This window comes from Methylobacterium phyllostachyos, assembly GCF_900103445.1.
In the GTDB taxonomy this organism is placed as follows: Bacteria; Pseudomonadota; Alphaproteobacteria; order Rhizobiales; family Beijerinckiaceae; genus Methylobacterium; species Methylobacterium phyllostachyos.
In genome coordinates this window covers 281,271-295,822 of sequence record NZ_FNHS01000006.1, presented here as the reverse complement: position 1 = coordinate 295,822, position 14,552 = coordinate 281,271, and the positions used below count along the sequence as shown (strand labels likewise).

The window sequence follows — 14,552 nt, the reverse complement described above, 5'->3', positions numbered from 1 at the left end:
CCCTCACGGTCCGCTGGCCCGGGCAAACCGCACGCATTTCGTCGATGAGGTCGGGACGTCGACGGGACCCATGTTGTCCGCCCGTTTCGATCCAGTTCCGCTGAATGCTTTGCCGTGCATCAAGGATCTGTCAGCGGCAATCCTCGGCTGGGCAAGTCCCAGTGCAGGTCCGGCGTCGTTTCGTAGATCTTACGATGGGCCAGCGCCGCGTAGGTGTCGGTCATGCCGGCGATGTAGTCGGCAACCCTGCGGGCGATCCGCGCCTCCGGGGCTCCGTTAAGCCCGGTGCTCCACTCCTCCGGCATCCGCGATGGGTCGGTGGTGAAGGCCGTGAACAGATCGCGGACAATGGTGTCGGCCTTCCGGCGCACCGCCACCACGCCCGGGTGTCGGTACATGCGCTGCCACAGGAACCGCATGATGTCGGCATCCGCGGCGGCGACCTCCGGCGAGAACGCGATCACCGGCTCGTTGGACCGCCGGATGTCCTCGACGCTTCGCGGGTTGAGAGTGGCGATGCGGCGCCCCCCCTCGCGGATCACATCCTCGACGAATCGGGTGATTACGCGTCGGGCCAGCTCGTGAATCTTGCGTGACGGCTCGAGGCCCGGATGCAGCCCGTCGATCTCGTCCAGGAGGCCGGCGAGGAACGGAACCGCCCGCAGCTCAGGAATCTCGAAGAGGCCGGCGCGGAGGCCGTCATCCAGGTCGTGGGCTGCGTAGGCGATGTCGTCGGCGAGAGACGCGGCCTGCGCCTCGGGGCCGGCCTGGCTCCAGAGATCGAGGGGGTTGAGCGCATCGTATTCGAGGATCGCCGCCGGGATGCCGCGCTCGGCGTAGCGCGGCGTCGGCCGGCCATCCGCGTCGATCAGCGGGCCGTTATGCTTGACGAGACCCTCCAGCGTCTCCCAGGCGAGGTTCAGACCATCGAACCCGGCATAGCGCCGCTCCAGGCGTGTCACGATCCGCAGGGCCTGCGCGTTGTGGTCGAACCCCCCATAGGCGGACATGCAGGCGTCGAGGGCGTCCTCGCCCGTATGGCCGAAACAGGTGTGGCCGAGGTCGTGGCTGAGCGCCAACGCCTCCGCCAGATCCTCGTCGAGCCCAAGAGCGCGCGCCAGAGCCCTGCCGATCTGGCTGACCTCAAGGGTGTGCGTTAGCCGGGTCCGGTAATGGTCGCCCTCGTGATGCACGAAGACCTGGGTCTTGTGCTTCAAACGCCGGAAGGCCGTGGAGTGGATGATCCGGTCCCGGTCACGCTGGAAGTCGCTTCGCGTGGGGGAACCGGCCTCCGAAATCAGGCGACCGCGGGTCCGGGCCGGGTCCGTGGCGTAGGGCGCACGCCACCGCTCGCCGTTAGCCCGCACGGCAACCGCCCACTGTCTCGCGCAATCTGGTCATGGCCTCTCCCCGTCCGACGCGTTGCGGCGCAGGCTCAGGATCCATATCTTGTCGGTGAAGGCGCTCAGGGCAACGGGCCGGCAGCGGCGTCCACCGAACGAATGCGTGGCCAGAGACAGATGGCTGAAATCACCCTCACCGACCGCGCCGCCAAGCGCATCAACGAGATCATGGTCGCCGAGCCCGCCGGCTCGTCGCTGCGGATCAGCGTCAACGGCGGCGGCTGCTCGGGTTTCTCATACGCCTTCGATATCGTCCGGAGCCGCGAGGCGCAGGACATCGCGATCGAGCGTAACGGCGCCACAGTGGTCGTCGATCCGGTCTCTCTGGAATACATGGATGGGTCGACCATTGACTTCGTGAACGACCTGATAGGCCAATCGTTCAAGATCGAGAATCCACTCGCCACGGCATCCTGCGGTTGCGGAACGTCCTTCTCACTCTAGCAACGCTCCTATCGGATAGGGACGCCCGGGGGGCCGTTGCCCCCGTGCGACACATCTCGGGCCTCAGGGAGCCGAGCCGGCGCGCGTGATTGCTTCCCCCGGCAAAACGCGGCACCCGTACGGGATTCGTGTGAACGCTCTGGCCTGGACCCTGTCATGATTGATCCGAAGGCTCGATTCCGCCTCCGGTCGGCCTTGGCGGCGACCTGCGCGCTGGCGCTCCTGGGTCTGGCAATCGCTCCCGCGTCGCTAGCGGCGCAGGAGGGTGCCGTTGCCGTCCAGGATGTGACGGTTACCGATGTGGTCCTGCCCCTAGGCGGCGCGCTCCTCAAGGCGCCGAAGCTGACGGCCAGCGGCACCCGGCTTTCGAAGGATGATCTCGTCGCTATCCTCAGGCCGGACTCGGCCGTGCCGTGGAGCGAGCGGCTGGCGCGGCTCGATGCCGGCAGCCTGACGGTTCCCGTTCTGACCTCCGAGAGTTCCGGCCCGGGGGATAACCACCAGACTGTGACCTACCGCGACGTGGTCGCACGGGACGTCCGAGCCGGCCGCGTCGGTGAACTGACCGCGGCCGGAGCGACCGTCAGCGCGGTCTCGGGGTCGAACCGCGGCTCTGGGACCTACGGGCAGGTGCGGGCGACGGATCTCGACCTCGCGGCGCTGAGCCGCCTTTACACGGTGCCTGGAGACGGAAAGGGGCCGGTTCAGAAGGTCTACGGTACGATCCAGGTCTCGGATGTCACTTACGCGGACGCGCGCGGAACTACCGTCAAGATCGCAAGCTTGAACGGGCGCGACCTCGGCGGACGGCAGATTCCCGACGGCTGGAACGGCGCCTTCGCTATCGTGGCTGCAGGCTTCCAAGAGGGGAACGACCGGCGTGCCTTTGCGGCCGCGGCTGCGGATCTCATTGAGGCGACGTCGCTCGGGAACTTGGAGATGCTGGGTCTAAGCGTCAGCGATGCCGACCCGAAGGGACCATTCCTGTTCGAGATCCGCCGGGTCGCCTACGCGTCCTCGGGTCCGGAGGCGGGCACGCGGCTTGAGGATCTCTCGCTGTCGCGGGGCGCTCTACGGACACAGATCGGCCGCCTGACGCTGCTCGGAACCACGCTGGCGCCCACGGTCGAAGCTTTGAAGGCGATCGCCGCGGAACCTGCCGCCAGTGCCGGACTGTCCGATGCCGAGATGCGCCGTCTCACGCCGCAGATCGGTCAGCTTACCCTGAACGATCTCTCTATCGAACTACCGCCGGAGGCCGCACCGGAGCGTCTGCCCCCTCGGGACGGACGGATTCCTGGCCGGAACTCTGAGGCGAGCCGAGCGAACGGCGGCAAGCCCGCCGATCTAAAGCCCGCCGATCCCAAGCCCGTCGAGCCCAAGTCCGCCGCTTCAACATCCGGCGGTCCCTTGGCGGTGACGGTGGCGCCGCGCCCGGCGCAGCGGATTGCCCTGCGCGAGGCGATGCTCAGCTTCGGCCCCCTCAGCGACGGCGTGCCGAGCAGCAGCCGTCTGACCCTGTCGGGTCTCAGCCTGCCCGCGGGATTGGTGGCCGGCCAGCCGATCGTCGGCGCGCTGCCCGCCTACGGATATCGCGACCTCAACCTCGACGTCGTGGCCGACGCCGCTGTGGACCAGAAGGCGCGCGATCTCTCCGTGAAGGAGTTGATGATCTCGGGTCGGGATATCGGGACAGTTCGTCTCTCGGGGACCCTCGGCGGCATCGGTCCCGAATTGCTGTCCGGCACCCTGCCGGCGGCAACCCTGCTGATGTTCTCGGGCAGCGCCAAGAGCCTCGACGTGACAGTCGAGAATGCCGGTCTGTTCGAGCGGTTCCTGGCAGCGCAATCGAAGGATCTGAGCCTCAAGCCGGAGGAGCTGCGCAAGGAATACGTGACCGCCAGCTTGCTCGGCATCCCGATCATTCTCGGCAATGGCGCGGCTGCCAAAGGGATCGGCGCGGCCATGGGACAGTTCGTGATGAAGCCCGGAACTCTGGAATTGCACGCCAAAGCGAAGGATCCCGCCGGGATCGGCTTCTTCGACCTCGGTGCGGCGCGTTCGCCGGCGCTCGTGCTCGACCGGCTGGATGTAGACGCGAAGGCGAACTGAGACGCGTCCTCAGAGCGCGATGATGTCCGGATAATCGGCTGCGAGCGCCGACCGGGTTGCCTCCGCCCAGGCCCGATCGCGGGTCCGGCGCGGCCGAGCGAGGGGGACATCGGCGATCAGGCTCGCCGGCCGGCGTGAGACGAGGAGCAGGCGGTCCGCGATTTCGATCGCCTCGGCGACGTTGTGCGTGACCATCAGGACGCTCATGTCGGTCTGGTCGACCGTGTCGACCACGAGGCTGCGCAACTCTGCGGCCGCGGTATCGTCGAGGGAGACGAAGGGCTCATCGAGCACCAGGACCCGGGGAGCGTCGGCGAGCGCCCGCGCGAGGGCCACGCGCCGCTGCATCCCGAGCGAGAGCGCTTTTGGGTAGCTGCCGCGCCACGCCATAAGCCCGAGCCGCCCGAACAAGCCATCGAGGTCGCGACCCCGGCGTTCGCGCGGCAGTCCGAGGCGGACATTGTGCTCGACGCTGCGCCACGGCAGAAGCCGCGGCTCCTGGAACACGATCCCCGCCTGCTCCGCGCCGGCGACGCGACCCTCGAACGCCGTATCGAGCCCCAACAGGATCCGCAGCGTCGTGGTCTTGCCGGCGCCCGATGGACCGATCAGGCATACGATCTCGCCGGCTCGGATGCTGAAGGCGAGATCGCGCACCGCCTCCACCGGCTCGCCGCCGCGCGGCCGATACCACTTCGAATCGATCGCGACATGCAAGACAGATTCAGCGCCAGCGGCGGACATGGGCTTCGAGCCGCTGGAGCAGGAGGACATCGATACCGATCATCACCGCCATGAAAACGAGGCTGTACCCGATGATCGCGGCTACGTCGGTGCTCTGAACGAAGTAGTAGTTGATCGCGAACCCGACACCATCTGGCCGTCCGAGCAGCTCCACCACCAGAACGATCTTCCAGGCGAGCGAGAGGCCCGAGCGCGCCGCAGTGACAACGTAGGGCTGCAGTTGCGGGATCAGCACATCCTGAACCCAGGTTCGGTAGTCGAGCCGGTAGGCTCGGGCCATCTCGTCGAGGCCGGGATCGAGGTTCCGGGCGCCCTCCCGCACGATCACCGCGACGTTGGGCAGCTTGTTGAGCACCACCGCCAGGATGGCAGCCGTCTCGGTCAGCCCGACCCAGACATAGGCCAGCACGGTGATGACCAGGGCCGGCGTGTTGAGGAGGACGAGGAGAGGCGTGTCCAGGGTGAGGTCGGTTGCCTTCGAGCGGCCGAGGGCCACGCCCAGGACGATTCCAAGAACCATCGCGATCGCGAACGAGATCGCCACCCGCAGGAGCGTGATACCGATATTGTGTGCGAGATCGCCCCGCGCAGCCTCCTGCGCGATGAAGCTCATCACCGCCAGAGGTGTCGGCAACAGACGCGAATGCGCCTCGAGCGCGGCGGTCTGCCACGCGCCGATCAGCACCAGGAGGGACGCGAGCCGGATCAGCGCGCCCATGCGGTCCCGATGATCCGGAAACGCGTCATGTCCTGATGGCGGGCGGACACCTCAGCCATTGCGGCTGCTGTCATAGTAGAGGTCGGGGGGCAGATTCGAGCCCTTCCCGACGAGGCGCGATCCGCCGAGCCGCGCCATCACAGCATAAAGCGTCTCCGCATCGGCCCGCTCCTCTGCCACGGGCCGGCGCGGAATCCCGGCGAGGAAATCGTGCTTCAACGCCTCGAAGGTGGCCTCGTCCTCCGCGGCCATCAGGGGCCGCACGATCTGCCAAGTCGAGGGATCCTGGGCGAGCATATCCTTGGCGGCACGGGAGGCCCGGGCGAAACCCGCCACGGCCTCCGGCTTCTCCTTCACCGTGGTGTCCTGGAAGAGGTAGCCGATCAGCGCCACGTCCCCCGGGACACCGAGGGCGTGCATGATGTCCTCGACACTGATCAGCCGCCGGAAATTTTTGGCTTGCAGGCGCGCGCCATAGGTCCAGTAGGTCAGCGCGGCGTCCAGAGCCCCCTGCTCCAGCTTCAGCGTTATGAGCGGGGGGGCGCCGTAGGCGATCTCGGCCTCGCGCTCCAGATCGATCCCGGCGACATCTTTGGCCTGCGCCCGGAGGAGCAGCCAACTCTTGTCGAGGGGCCCACCGGCCACGCCGAGGCGCTTGCCGGCGAGGTCCTTCAAACTCTTGATCGGACTGTCGGCCGGCACCATCACGGAGCCCTCCGAAGTGGAATACGGGATGAAGCGAACCGCTTGCCCGTCATTGCCGAGGCGGGCGGCCCAGAGGAGGTCGCCGACGATCGTATCCACCTGCCCGCCGATGAAGCTGATCCGCGCCGCGTCGTTCCCGGCGAGCTTGACGGCGTCGAGCTGAAAGCCGTTGGCCGCGTCGAGGCCGCGAGCCTTGATCACCGCGGCTTCCCAGGTGGAGGTGCCGAAGGGGAGGCTCCCGAGGCGGATCACCGGCGCATCGGCCCGTGCCGCCCGCAGCCCGAGGGTGCCGAGCAAGCTCCCGGCGAGCATCGCGCGCCGTGACAGCATCACGCCTTCTCCCATTGTTTTGTGCAGTCTTCAGCAGGGGTAGACTGGGGTGCGGACTTGTCCCAGCACCATTGGAAAATGGTCATAGGGCTGGCGTGGCTTGGCGTCCACAGCGCCGGCTGCGCTTGCGCCGCACGCGATGCGGCGGCACCCTGGGCCGCACAACCGTTTGGGAGCGTTGAAGGGCCATGAGCGAACCCCGTGAAGGTGCGTTGGACGAGGCGACCGTTGAGGCGCGGCTCAAGGACGAACTGCCCGCATGGCGTCTCGAGGACGGGTGGATTCGCCGGACCTACAAGACGTCGGGCTGGAAGAGCACGCTCATGGTGATCAACACGGTGGGTCACCTCGCCGAGGCGGCTTGGCACCACCCCGACCTGACGGCCTCCTATGCCTGGGTCGAGGTCCGACTGATGAACCATGCCGCCAAGGGCATCACCGACAAGGATTTCGCCCTGGCGAAGAAGATCGAGGAGGTCGTGTCCTGGCAGCCCGGCCTGGAGGGCCATGGGCTCGAAGGCACGCCGACCGATCCGCGCTTCGCCTACATCAAGTACGACAAGTAGCCGCCATCACTGCGGCTCCTTCACGCGGCGACACTCGGTCTTGAGGTAAGCGCTCTTGCCGATCTCGTCGCGCCGCTCGGTGCGGGCGACGATCTCCTGCCAGCCGGTGGCGCAGCCGAGTTCGTTGGCGACGCGGACCTTTCGGACCTCGAGGGCCTGGTCGTCCGTGCAGGCGTCCTGGGCAATGCCGTTGGCGCAGACCAGGACGACGGCGATAAAGGCATTCATGCGGAGGAACCTCGGCTTCTCGGTTCCTTCCTACGCTCGAAGGGCGCCCTGGGTTTCCGGAAGCGCCCGGTGGCGGCCATGGCGGCGGACGCGCTGCTTAGGCGGCCGCGAAACGGTACTCCCGCGGCGTCACGCCGAAGTGATCCTTGAAGCGCCTCGAAAAGTGCGCTTGGCTGACGAAGCCGCAGCCGTAGGCCAGCAGGCCGACGGCAAGATGCGCACAGGCCGGGTCGGCCAGCCGCTTGGCCGCCAGGTCCAGACGAAGCCGCCAGATGTACTCGGCGATGTGCTGGCCGGCTTCGTGAAATACCTCTTGAAGACGCCGGAGCGAAACGCCCATCGCAACCGCGAGATGGCGCGGATCGAGCGCGTGATCATGCAGGTTAGCGGCGATGAAGGCCTTGGCCCGTTGCAGGAGAAGCGTCGCGTTCATGGGCTGCGGGACATCCCGGGCGATGCGCTCGGCGATGCTGGCCACGATCAGATCTACGGCGATCGACGCCATTCGATCGACGCCGTCTGACTCCAGCTGAGGATGCACTTCGACCAAGTCCCTCAGGAAGGTGCTGGCAAGAACGCTGGACGGTAGGTCGGCGCCGATCTCCAGAGACGTGAAGAGCGAAGCGGGGCCCAGAACGCGCTCCAGGCGTTCGCGCGGAACTTCCAGGCAAAGGACGCGACAGCCCATGCTGCTTTCGCTCACCGCTGGACGGCCGTCCAAAACCAGAAGGCTACCCGGATGGCAGACGGTGGAGCGGTCGTTCTGAACGCTGCTGATGGTCCCTGCCAGCGGCAAAGCCACAAGAAGGATGCCGTCGTTTCCGAAGCGCCGGCTCATCTCATGCGTCGTTTCGCCCCTCACTGCATTCTGCGCGTAGCGTGTGATGGCGAGCGGTCCGATCTCGGCAGCCTCGATCCGCGCCTCGAAGGGCTTTTCAGCGCAATCGGTGAGCGTCATGGGCAAGCCCCGCGCGATCACCGTGTCGCGCCAGCGGCTGAAGCGGTTTCGCGGGTGAAGGCCTTCCGTCGTGAAGATGGGCTGCATCGAAATCCACCGCGGAGATGCCGAGCCATTCCGCCGCCGGATAGAGCGGCGCCAATGGCCGATGCAATTTCTGATTGTAGCGATTTCAGGGGAAGCCAATAAGTTTAACAAACGATAATTGTCAATACTCAACAGTCGCACCGGCGCGTGCGTGTGAAATGATACGATGTACCGGCTAGGTGCGCGATTGTCTGAATTTGCACAATATTAAAACGGGTCCCAAAGCGTCCAACTATTCATCGATATTGTCGCGGGGCAGAGCCAGCCACTGGCGGCCAGCTCAGCTTGAGCATTACTGCTAGGATGGAACAGTCAGACTGTGTGCGTACCCGTGCCGCCGGCATTCGGCCGAATCCGGTAGCAGCCGACATACAGGGCGGGCAGGAACAGCAGCGTCAGGACGGTGGCGGCCAGGATGCCGCCGATCATGGCGTAGGCCATCGGCCCCCAGAACACCTCGCGGGCGATCGGGATGAGGCCAAGGCTTGCCGCAGCGGCCGTCAGCAGGATCGGACGCATCCGGTGATGGGTGGCGTCGAACACGGCGTCCCACGGGGCCATGCCCTCCGCCCGGAACTCTTCGATCTGGCTGACCAAGATCACGGCGTTGCGGATGATGATGCCGATCAGCGCGAGGATGCCGAGGATGGCGACGAAGCCCATCGGCTTATCGAAGAGCAGCAGCGCCGGCACCACGCCGATCAGCCCGAGGGGCGCCACGGTGAAGACGAGCATCATGCGCCCGACACTCTGGAGCTGGACCATCAACAGCAGCGCCATCGTGAGCAGCATCACCGGCACGACCGCCGCGATTGGCCCCTGCCCCTTAGCGGATTCCTCGACGGCGCCGCCGGTCTGCAGGACGTAGCCCTCGGGCAGCGCCCTGACGAAGGCGTCGATACCCGGGTGCAGCGCGGTCACGATGGTGGCGGGCTGCGTCGATCCGTGGATCGTGGCGCGCACCGTCACGGTGGGCAGCCTGTCGCGGCGCCACACGATCGGCTGTTCGAGGTCGTAGCCGATCCGCGCGAAGGCGAGGAGCGGCACCACCGATCCGTTGGAGAGCCCGACCTGCAGCGATTGCAGCGTATCGAGCGAGGACCGCTCGGCGGCCCGCGCCCGGCCGATGACGTTCACGAGGTAGATCGAATCGCGCACCTGCGTGATCGATTGCCCGCCCTCGATGCCGTTGAGGATGCCGGCGACGTCCTGGCTCGACACGCCGAGCTGGCGCGCTTTGTCCTGCAGGATCTCGATCCGCAGGACCTTGCCGGGTTCGTTCCAGTCGAAGGTCGGCACGTCGAGGCGCTTGTCGGTGGCCACCACGTTGGCGAGGTCCAGGGCGAGGTGACGCACCTTCTCCATGTTGGGGCCGCTAAGCCGGTACTGGACCGGTCGTCCCACGGGCGGCCCGAGGCTGAGGGGTTGCACCAGCACGTCGGTGCCGACGAAGTCGCGCCGCGCCATATCCTGAAGGCGCGTCATCACGCGGTCGCGGACCTCGAGCGATTTCGTGACGATCACGATCTGCCCGAAGAAGGCGTTGGACAATTGCTGGTCGAGGGGCAGGTAGAAGCGCACGGCCCCCTGCCCGACATAGGACGACCAGCTCATCACGTCGGCATCGTCCTTCAGCTTCGCCTCGAACCGATCCATCTGCGCCCGAGTCTCGGCGATCGTCGCGTTCTGCGGGAGGGTCAGATCGACCAGCAGCTCGGTGCGGTCGGAGGACGGGAAGAACTGCTGCTGCACGTGTCCCATGCCGACGATGGCGGCCGCCATCACGGCGAGGCTGACCACGACCGTCGTCCAGTGCCAGCGCATCGCGATCCGCAAGGCCGCCGTGAACAACCGGGTGAACAGGCCGTCCTTCTCGCTGTGGTGCTTCATGGTCTTGGGAAGGAGCGTCACGCCGATGAGCGGCGCGAACAGCACCGCGACCACCCACGAGACCAGCAGCGACGCGGCCAGCACCACGAACAGCGAGTAGGTGTATTCGCCCGCACCCGAGCCGTTGAAGCCGATCGGCAGGAAGCCCGCCACCGTGACGAGCGTGCCGGTCAGCATCGGGAAGGCCGTGGAGGTGTAGGCGAAGGTCGCGGCCTTCCGGAGCGTGTCGCCCTGCTCCAGCCGCGCCACCATCATCTCGACGGTAATCATGGCATCGTCGACCAGAAGGCCTAGCGCGATGATGAGCGCGCCGAGCGAGATGCGCTGCAGCGTCACGTCCATGATCTGCATGACGACGAAGACGATCGCCAAAACGAGGGGGATCGACACGGAGACCACGAGACCGGCCCGCACGCCGAGGCTGACGAAGCTCACCCCCAGCACGATCACGATCGCCTCGATCAGCGCCTCGGTGAAGCCGCCGACTGCGTGCTCAACCTGCTTGGGCTGATCCGACACGAGGTGGACACCGACACCGACCGGAAGCTTCGCCTCGATCAGCCGCATCCGCTCCTTCAGCGCCTCGCCGAAATGCAGCAGGTTGGCGCCGGGTCGCATCGCGATGGCGAGCCCGATCGCCGGCTTGCCGTCCACCCGGAACAGGGCAGAAGGCGGATCCTCGTAGCCGCGGCTGATGTCGGCGATGTCGGCGAGGCGGAAGAAGCGGTCGTTCACCCGCAGATTGAAATCCTGAAGGGCGGCCTCCGACGCGAAGGAGCCGCTGACCCGCAGCGAGACGCGCTCGGGCCCAGCCTGGACTACGCCGGACGCCGAGACGGCGTTCTGCGCTTGGAGCGCCTTGATGAGCGCCGAGAAGTCGATGCCGTAACCGGCAAGCTTGCGGGTCGAGAAATCGAGGAAGATCGTCTCAGCCTGGGTGCCGATCAGCTGGGTCTTGCCGATATCGGGCACGCGCAGCACTTCGGTGCGCACGCCCTCGACGTAGTCGCGCAATTGCCGGTACGTCAGCCCGTCGGCCGTGAAGGCGTAGATGTTGCCGTAGACGTCACCGAATTCGTCATTGAAGAACGGCCCCTGCACGCCCTCGGGGAATTGCCCCTTGATGTCACCAAGCCGCTTGCGAACCTGATAGAAGGCCGGCTGGATCTCGTCCTTCTTGAGCGTATCGCGGAATTGCACGAACACGGTAGACGAGCCCGGCGTCGTGTAGCTGCGGACGTAATCGAGCCCGTTGAGCTGCTGCAACTCCTTCTCGACCCGGTCGGTGACCTGATCGAGGGTCTCCTTGATGGTCGCGCCCGGCCAATTGGTCTGCACCACCATGGTCTTGATGGTGAAGGGCGGATCCTCCTCCCGGCCGAGGCGGCCATAGGCCATCACGCCCGCGATGAGCGCGACGAACATCAGAAACCAGACGAACGAGCGGTGCCCGAGCGCCCAATCGGAGAGATTGAAGCTTTTCACGCGAACCCCCGTGCCGCCGACTCAGACGGCGTCGTCCGTCAGCCGCACCGGCTGGCCGTCCTTGAGCGAGTGGACGCCGGCGACCACGACCCGGTCGCCGGCCTGCAGACCGTCGATGACGGCGATGCGGCCCTGATCTGCACGGTCGCGGTCCTCCGCCACCGTCACGTCGCGCCGCGTCACCGACTTGCCGTCCGGCGCGACCACCCAGACCGAGCGGCGGTCGCCCTCCTCTAGCAGCGCCGAGGGCGGCAGCAGGAAGCGGCGGCGGACCTTGTTGGCCAGCGCCACATCGATGGTCGCGCCCAGCCTGAAGGCGGGGCCGGGGTCGTCCAGCGCGATGCGGATCCGCTTCGAGCGCGTGCCCGCTTCGGCGAGGGGGGCGATCTCGCGCACCCGGCCGGTCGTGGTCAGCTCCGGTGCGCTCTGGAGCGCGACGGTGAAGCGGCAATCCGGCGGCAGGGCACCGACATAGGCTTCCGGAATGTCGACCACGGCCTCGCGCACATCCGGCCGGGCAACCGTGACCACGCCCTGGCCGGCACTGAGAACCTGCCCAACCTCCGCGAGGCGCTGCGTGACGACGCCGTCGAACTCGGCCTTGAGCTCGGTGTAACCCATCTGGTCGCGGGCCTTCTGCAGGCTCGCCATCGCCTGATCGACCCGGGCCCGCGCGGTGTCACGCCGGGCGACCGCCTGATCCAGGGTGGCCTGCGAGACGCTGTTTCCGGTCATCAGACGGCGCGTGCGCGCCTCGGCGGCCTCCGCGTTCTCGGCCTGGGCGCGGGCATCGGCAAGGTCGGCCTCGGCGCGGGTCAGGTCGAAGCGGGTGACGATGGTGTCGAGGGCGGCCAGGCGCTGCCCCTTCTTGACGAGGTCGCCGACCGTCACGTCGCGCGCCACCATCCGGCCGGGAATCTGGAAGCCGAGCTGGGCCTGGTAGCGCGGTTCGATCGTCCCCGCGAAGGGCCCGAGGGTGATTGTGTCGCTCGGCTCGGCGACCTGGGTCAGGACGGGCCGGATGGGAGCCTGTGTCTCGGCCTTGTCGCCGTGGTCGGTGCAGCCGCCCAGGAAGGCGAAAGCCCCGACGAGGAGGAGGATACGCGCGCGCATCATTGGCCTGCGATTTCGGCGGCGGCCACTGTCTGGCCCGGCCGCAGGAACTGGATGCCGGCCACCACCACGCGCTCGCCCGGCTCGACACCGCGCTTCAGCGCGATGATGTCGGGCCCGAAATGGTCGATCTCGACGGCGCGGACCGAGACTTTTCGCGTGGCCGGGTCGAAGATCCACACGGAAGGATTTCCGTCGTAGCGGTAGAGCGCCGACCAGGGCAGCACGACCGAGTCCCGTGGGGCGAACCGCCCGCGGCCGACCACGACGGCGCCGAGCCCCATGGCGGCCGGCGTCGTCTGGAGGCCGATCTTGACCCGGACCGTCCCGCTCGCGGCATCGACGGTCGGCGAAACCTCGCGCACCGTCCCGGTCGTCGTCACCTTCGGATCGGATTGCAGCGCCACCGCGATCGTGCCGCCGGTCGGCGGATGGGCCAGGAGTGATTCGTAGACGTTGAACACCGCGTCCCGCGGCCCGTCCTGCGCGAGGACCAGGACGGTCTGGCCCGACTGGACCACCTGACCGACCTCGAAGCTGCGGCTGGTCACGATCCCGGCGACACCGGCGCGCAGCTCCGTGTACGAGAACTGCTCCTGCGCGGTGCCGAGGGCTGCCCGCGCCGAATCGACCGAGGCCTGGGTGGTGCGCAACTCCTGCTCGGCGTTGTCGTAGGTCGAGCGCGTGGTGAAGCCGCCGGCCAGGAGCTGCTTCTGCCGCTCGAACGACACCTTTGCTTGGGTCAGCAACGCCTCGGCCGAGGCGAGGGCCGCCTTGGCGTTATCGAGGTTCGCCTGCTGGGTCAGGGGCTCCAGCACGGCCAGCACCTGATCGGCTTCGACATGGTCGCCGACCTCGACTCGCCGCTGGGCGACCTTCCCATTCGTGCGGAACGCCACGTTGACCTGCGCCTGAGCCTGGATGTCTCCGGTCAGGACCGCCTCGGAGGCGATCGGCGTTTGGCGGGCCGTGACGATCCTGACCCGTGCCAGCGTCTGATCGTCGGTGGCCGCAGGCTCCGCGTAGGCGGACCCGACGGCGCCGAACGCGCTTATCGCAAGGAGAAGCCGGATGGCGGCGCAATCGATGGAGAGTGTCATGCGGACGACCAACCCGGGCCGGGCTCGTGAAAACCGTGTGGCGGGTTCCTAACCGAGTCGTTACATACCGTCCAGTCGGTTTTTAAATGCAGGTGAAAAATGCAGGGCAAGCGCAAGCGACTGGCTGACCGACCCGAGATCATCCTCGAAGCGGCGGCCAGTGTCCTTCTGAAGGGCGGTGCGCGGGCGTTGACCATCGACGCCGTCGCGGCCGAGGCGGGGCTGAGCAAGGGCGGCGTCCTGCACCATTACGCCTCCAAGGATGCGCTGATCGCCGCGCTGGTCACCCGTGAATTCGCTCGGGTCCGGGAGGAAATCGCCGCCTGCGAGGCCGCGATTCCACCGGGTCCGTCACAGCTCCCGAAGGCGATGGTCGCGCATGTGCGGGCGCATTATCGCGCCAAGGATGAATCGTCCCGCGCGCTGCTGCTCGCCTCTCTCGATTCGCCGGAGGCGCTGAAGGATTATCACGCCTTCGTGGCGGATCAGCTCGGTCGCCTCAACCAGATCCACGGCGCCTGCCCGGGTGAGGGGTCCGTGCTGTTCTTCGCGATCCTGGGGCTGTTCATCGGGCGGGCGCTGGGCTTCCACCAAATGGGGCAAGCGGAGCTACAGCCGATGCTCGCCGCACTTGAGCGCATTGCCGGCCGGTCGGACGCCTGAGTGGTG

At 67.1% G+C, this 14,552-nt stretch carries 13 protein-coding genes; 4 read left to right on the top strand and 9 right to left on the bottom strand.

What is annotated here, in order from left to right; all coding sequences use genetic code 11:
* Positions 1 to 119: 119 nt before the first annotated feature.
* Positions 120 to 1,367, bottom strand: a complete 1,248-nt coding sequence (locus BLQ49_RS12030) for a deoxyguanosinetriphosphate triphosphohydrolase (RefSeq protein ID WP_091716096.1) — start codon at positions 1,365 to 1,367, stop codon at positions 120 to 122.
* A 153-nt stretch (positions 1,368 to 1,520) separates the two neighbouring features.
* Between BLQ49_RS12030 and BLQ49_RS12025 the strand changes: the two genes are divergently transcribed.
* The gene (locus tag BLQ49_RS12025; RefSeq protein WP_091716094.1) at positions 1,521 to 1,847 is read left to right on the top strand and encodes a HesB/IscA family protein; all 327 of its coding nucleotides are present in this window, start codon (positions 1,521 to 1,523) and stop codon (positions 1,845 to 1,847) included.
* A gap of 156 nt (positions 1,848 to 2,003) precedes the next feature.
* Positions 2,004 to 3,959 carry a hypothetical protein gene (locus BLQ49_RS12020; protein WP_091716093.1) on the top strand — a complete coding sequence of 652 codons (1,956 nt, stop codon included), beginning with the start codon at positions 2,004 to 2,006 and terminating at the stop codon, positions 3,957 to 3,959.
* A gap of 9 nt (positions 3,960 to 3,968) precedes the next feature.
* Here BLQ49_RS12020 and BLQ49_RS12015 read toward each other — a convergent pair whose 3' ends face one another.
* Genes BLQ49_RS12015 through BLQ49_RS12005 form a run of 3 tightly spaced genes read right to left on the bottom strand, consistent with a single transcriptional unit; the run spans position 3,969 to position 6,456 of the window.
* Complete coding sequence (locus BLQ49_RS12015) at positions 3,969 to 4,703, bottom strand: ABC transporter ATP-binding protein (RefSeq protein ID WP_091716091.1); 735 nt, start codon at positions 4,701 to 4,703, stop codon at positions 3,969 to 3,971.
* Positions 4,684 to 5,421, bottom strand: coding sequence for an ABC transporter permease (locus tag BLQ49_RS12010; RefSeq protein WP_091716089.1), 738 nt, complete (start codon positions 5,419 to 5,421; stop codon positions 4,684 to 4,686). Before BLQ49_RS12010 ends, BLQ49_RS12015 begins: the two co-directional genes overlap by 20 nt.
* A gap of 51 nt (positions 5,422 to 5,472) precedes the next feature.
* Positions 5,473 to 6,456, bottom strand: coding sequence for an ABC transporter substrate-binding protein (locus tag BLQ49_RS12005; RefSeq protein ID WP_091716087.1), 984 nt, complete (start codon positions 6,454 to 6,456; stop codon positions 5,473 to 5,475).
* A gap of 188 nt (positions 6,457 to 6,644) precedes the next feature.
* Here BLQ49_RS12005 and BLQ49_RS12000 point away from each other — a divergent pair, with 188 nt between their 5' ends.
* Positions 6,645 to 7,022 (top strand): 4a-hydroxytetrahydrobiopterin dehydratase, encoded by a 378-nt coding sequence (locus BLQ49_RS12000; RefSeq protein WP_091716085.1) that lies wholly within the window; start codon positions 6,645 to 6,647, stop codon positions 7,020 to 7,022.
* A gap of 6 nt (positions 7,023 to 7,028) precedes the next feature.
* Here the strand turns inward: BLQ49_RS12000 and BLQ49_RS11995 are convergent, their stop codons facing one another.
* From BLQ49_RS11995 to BLQ49_RS11975, 5 genes are all read right to left on the bottom strand, one after another.
* Positions 7,029 to 7,250, bottom strand: a complete 222-nt coding sequence (locus BLQ49_RS11995; RefSeq protein WP_091716084.1) for a hypothetical protein — start codon at positions 7,248 to 7,250, stop codon at positions 7,029 to 7,031.
* Positions 7,251 to 7,347: 97 nt separating this feature from the next.
* The gene (locus BLQ49_RS11990) at positions 7,348 to 8,295 is read right to left on the bottom strand and encodes a helix-turn-helix domain-containing protein (protein WP_091716082.1); all 948 of its coding nucleotides are present in this window, start codon (positions 8,293 to 8,295) and stop codon (positions 7,348 to 7,350) included.
* Positions 8,296 to 8,607: 312 nt separating this feature from the next.
* Complete coding sequence (locus tag BLQ49_RS11985) at positions 8,608 to 11,670, bottom strand: efflux RND transporter permease subunit (RefSeq protein WP_091716081.1); 3,063 nt, start codon at positions 11,668 to 11,670, stop codon at positions 8,608 to 8,610.
* Positions 11,671 to 11,691: 21 nt separating this feature from the next.
* A complete protein-coding gene (locus BLQ49_RS11980) occupies positions 11,692 to 12,786 on the bottom strand; it encodes an efflux RND transporter periplasmic adaptor subunit (RefSeq protein ID WP_425283992.1) in 1,095 nt (364 codons plus the stop codon).
* Positions 12,783 to 13,883, bottom strand: coding sequence for an efflux RND transporter periplasmic adaptor subunit (locus BLQ49_RS11975; RefSeq protein ID WP_091716212.1), 1,101 nt, complete (start codon positions 13,881 to 13,883; stop codon positions 12,783 to 12,785). The genes BLQ49_RS11980 and BLQ49_RS11975 overlap by 4 nt, the downstream gene beginning before the upstream one ends.
* A gap of 99 nt (positions 13,884 to 13,982) precedes the next feature.
* Here BLQ49_RS11975 and BLQ49_RS11970 point away from each other — a divergent pair, with 99 nt between their 5' ends.
* Complete coding sequence (locus BLQ49_RS11970; protein ID WP_091716079.1) at positions 13,983 to 14,546, top strand: TetR/AcrR family transcriptional regulator; 564 nt, start codon at positions 13,983 to 13,985, stop codon at positions 14,544 to 14,546.
* Positions 14,547 to 14,552 lie beyond the last annotated feature (6 nt).

Bases quoted from the DNA above. Each gene is read 5' to 3' on its own strand.
- BLQ49_RS11990 (WP_091716082.1), bottom strand. From the start codon at position 8,295: ATGCAGCCCATCTTCACGACGGAAGGCCTTCACCCGCGAAACCGCTTC.
- BLQ49_RS12010 (WP_091716089.1), bottom strand. From the start codon at position 5,421: ATGGGCGCGCTGATCCGGCTCGCGTCCCTCCTGGTGCTGATCGGCGCG.
- BLQ49_RS12015 (WP_091716091.1), bottom strand. From the start codon at position 4,703: ATGTCCGCCGCTGGCGCTGAATCTGTCTTGCATGTCGCGATCGATTCG.
- BLQ49_RS11975 (WP_091716212.1), bottom strand. From the start codon at position 13,883: ATGACACTCTCCATCGATTGCGCCGCCATCCGGCTTCTCCTTGCGATA.
- BLQ49_RS12005 (WP_091716087.1), bottom strand. From the start codon at position 6,456: ATGCTGTCACGGCGCGCGATGCTCGCCGGGAGCTTGCTCGGCACCCTC.
- BLQ49_RS11980 (WP_425283992.1), bottom strand. From the start codon at position 12,786: ATGATGCGCGCGCGTATCCTCCTCCTCGTCGGGGCTTTCGCCTTCCTG.
- BLQ49_RS12025 (WP_091716094.1), top strand. From the start codon at position 1,521: ATGGCTGAAATCACCCTCACCGACCGCGCCGCCAAGCGCATCAACGAG.
- BLQ49_RS12020 (WP_091716093.1), top strand. From the start codon at position 2,004: ATGATTGATCCGAAGGCTCGATTCCGCCTCCGGTCGGCCTTGGCGGCG.
- BLQ49_RS12000 (WP_091716085.1), top strand. From the start codon at position 6,645: ATGAGCGAACCCCGTGAAGGTGCGTTGGACGAGGCGACCGTTGAGGCG.
- BLQ49_RS11970 (WP_091716079.1), top strand. From the start codon at position 13,983: ATGCAGGGCAAGCGCAAGCGACTGGCTGACCGACCCGAGATCATCCTC.
- BLQ49_RS11995 (WP_091716084.1), bottom strand. From the start codon at position 7,250: ATGAATGCCTTTATCGCCGTCGTCCTGGTCTGCGCCAACGGCATTGCC.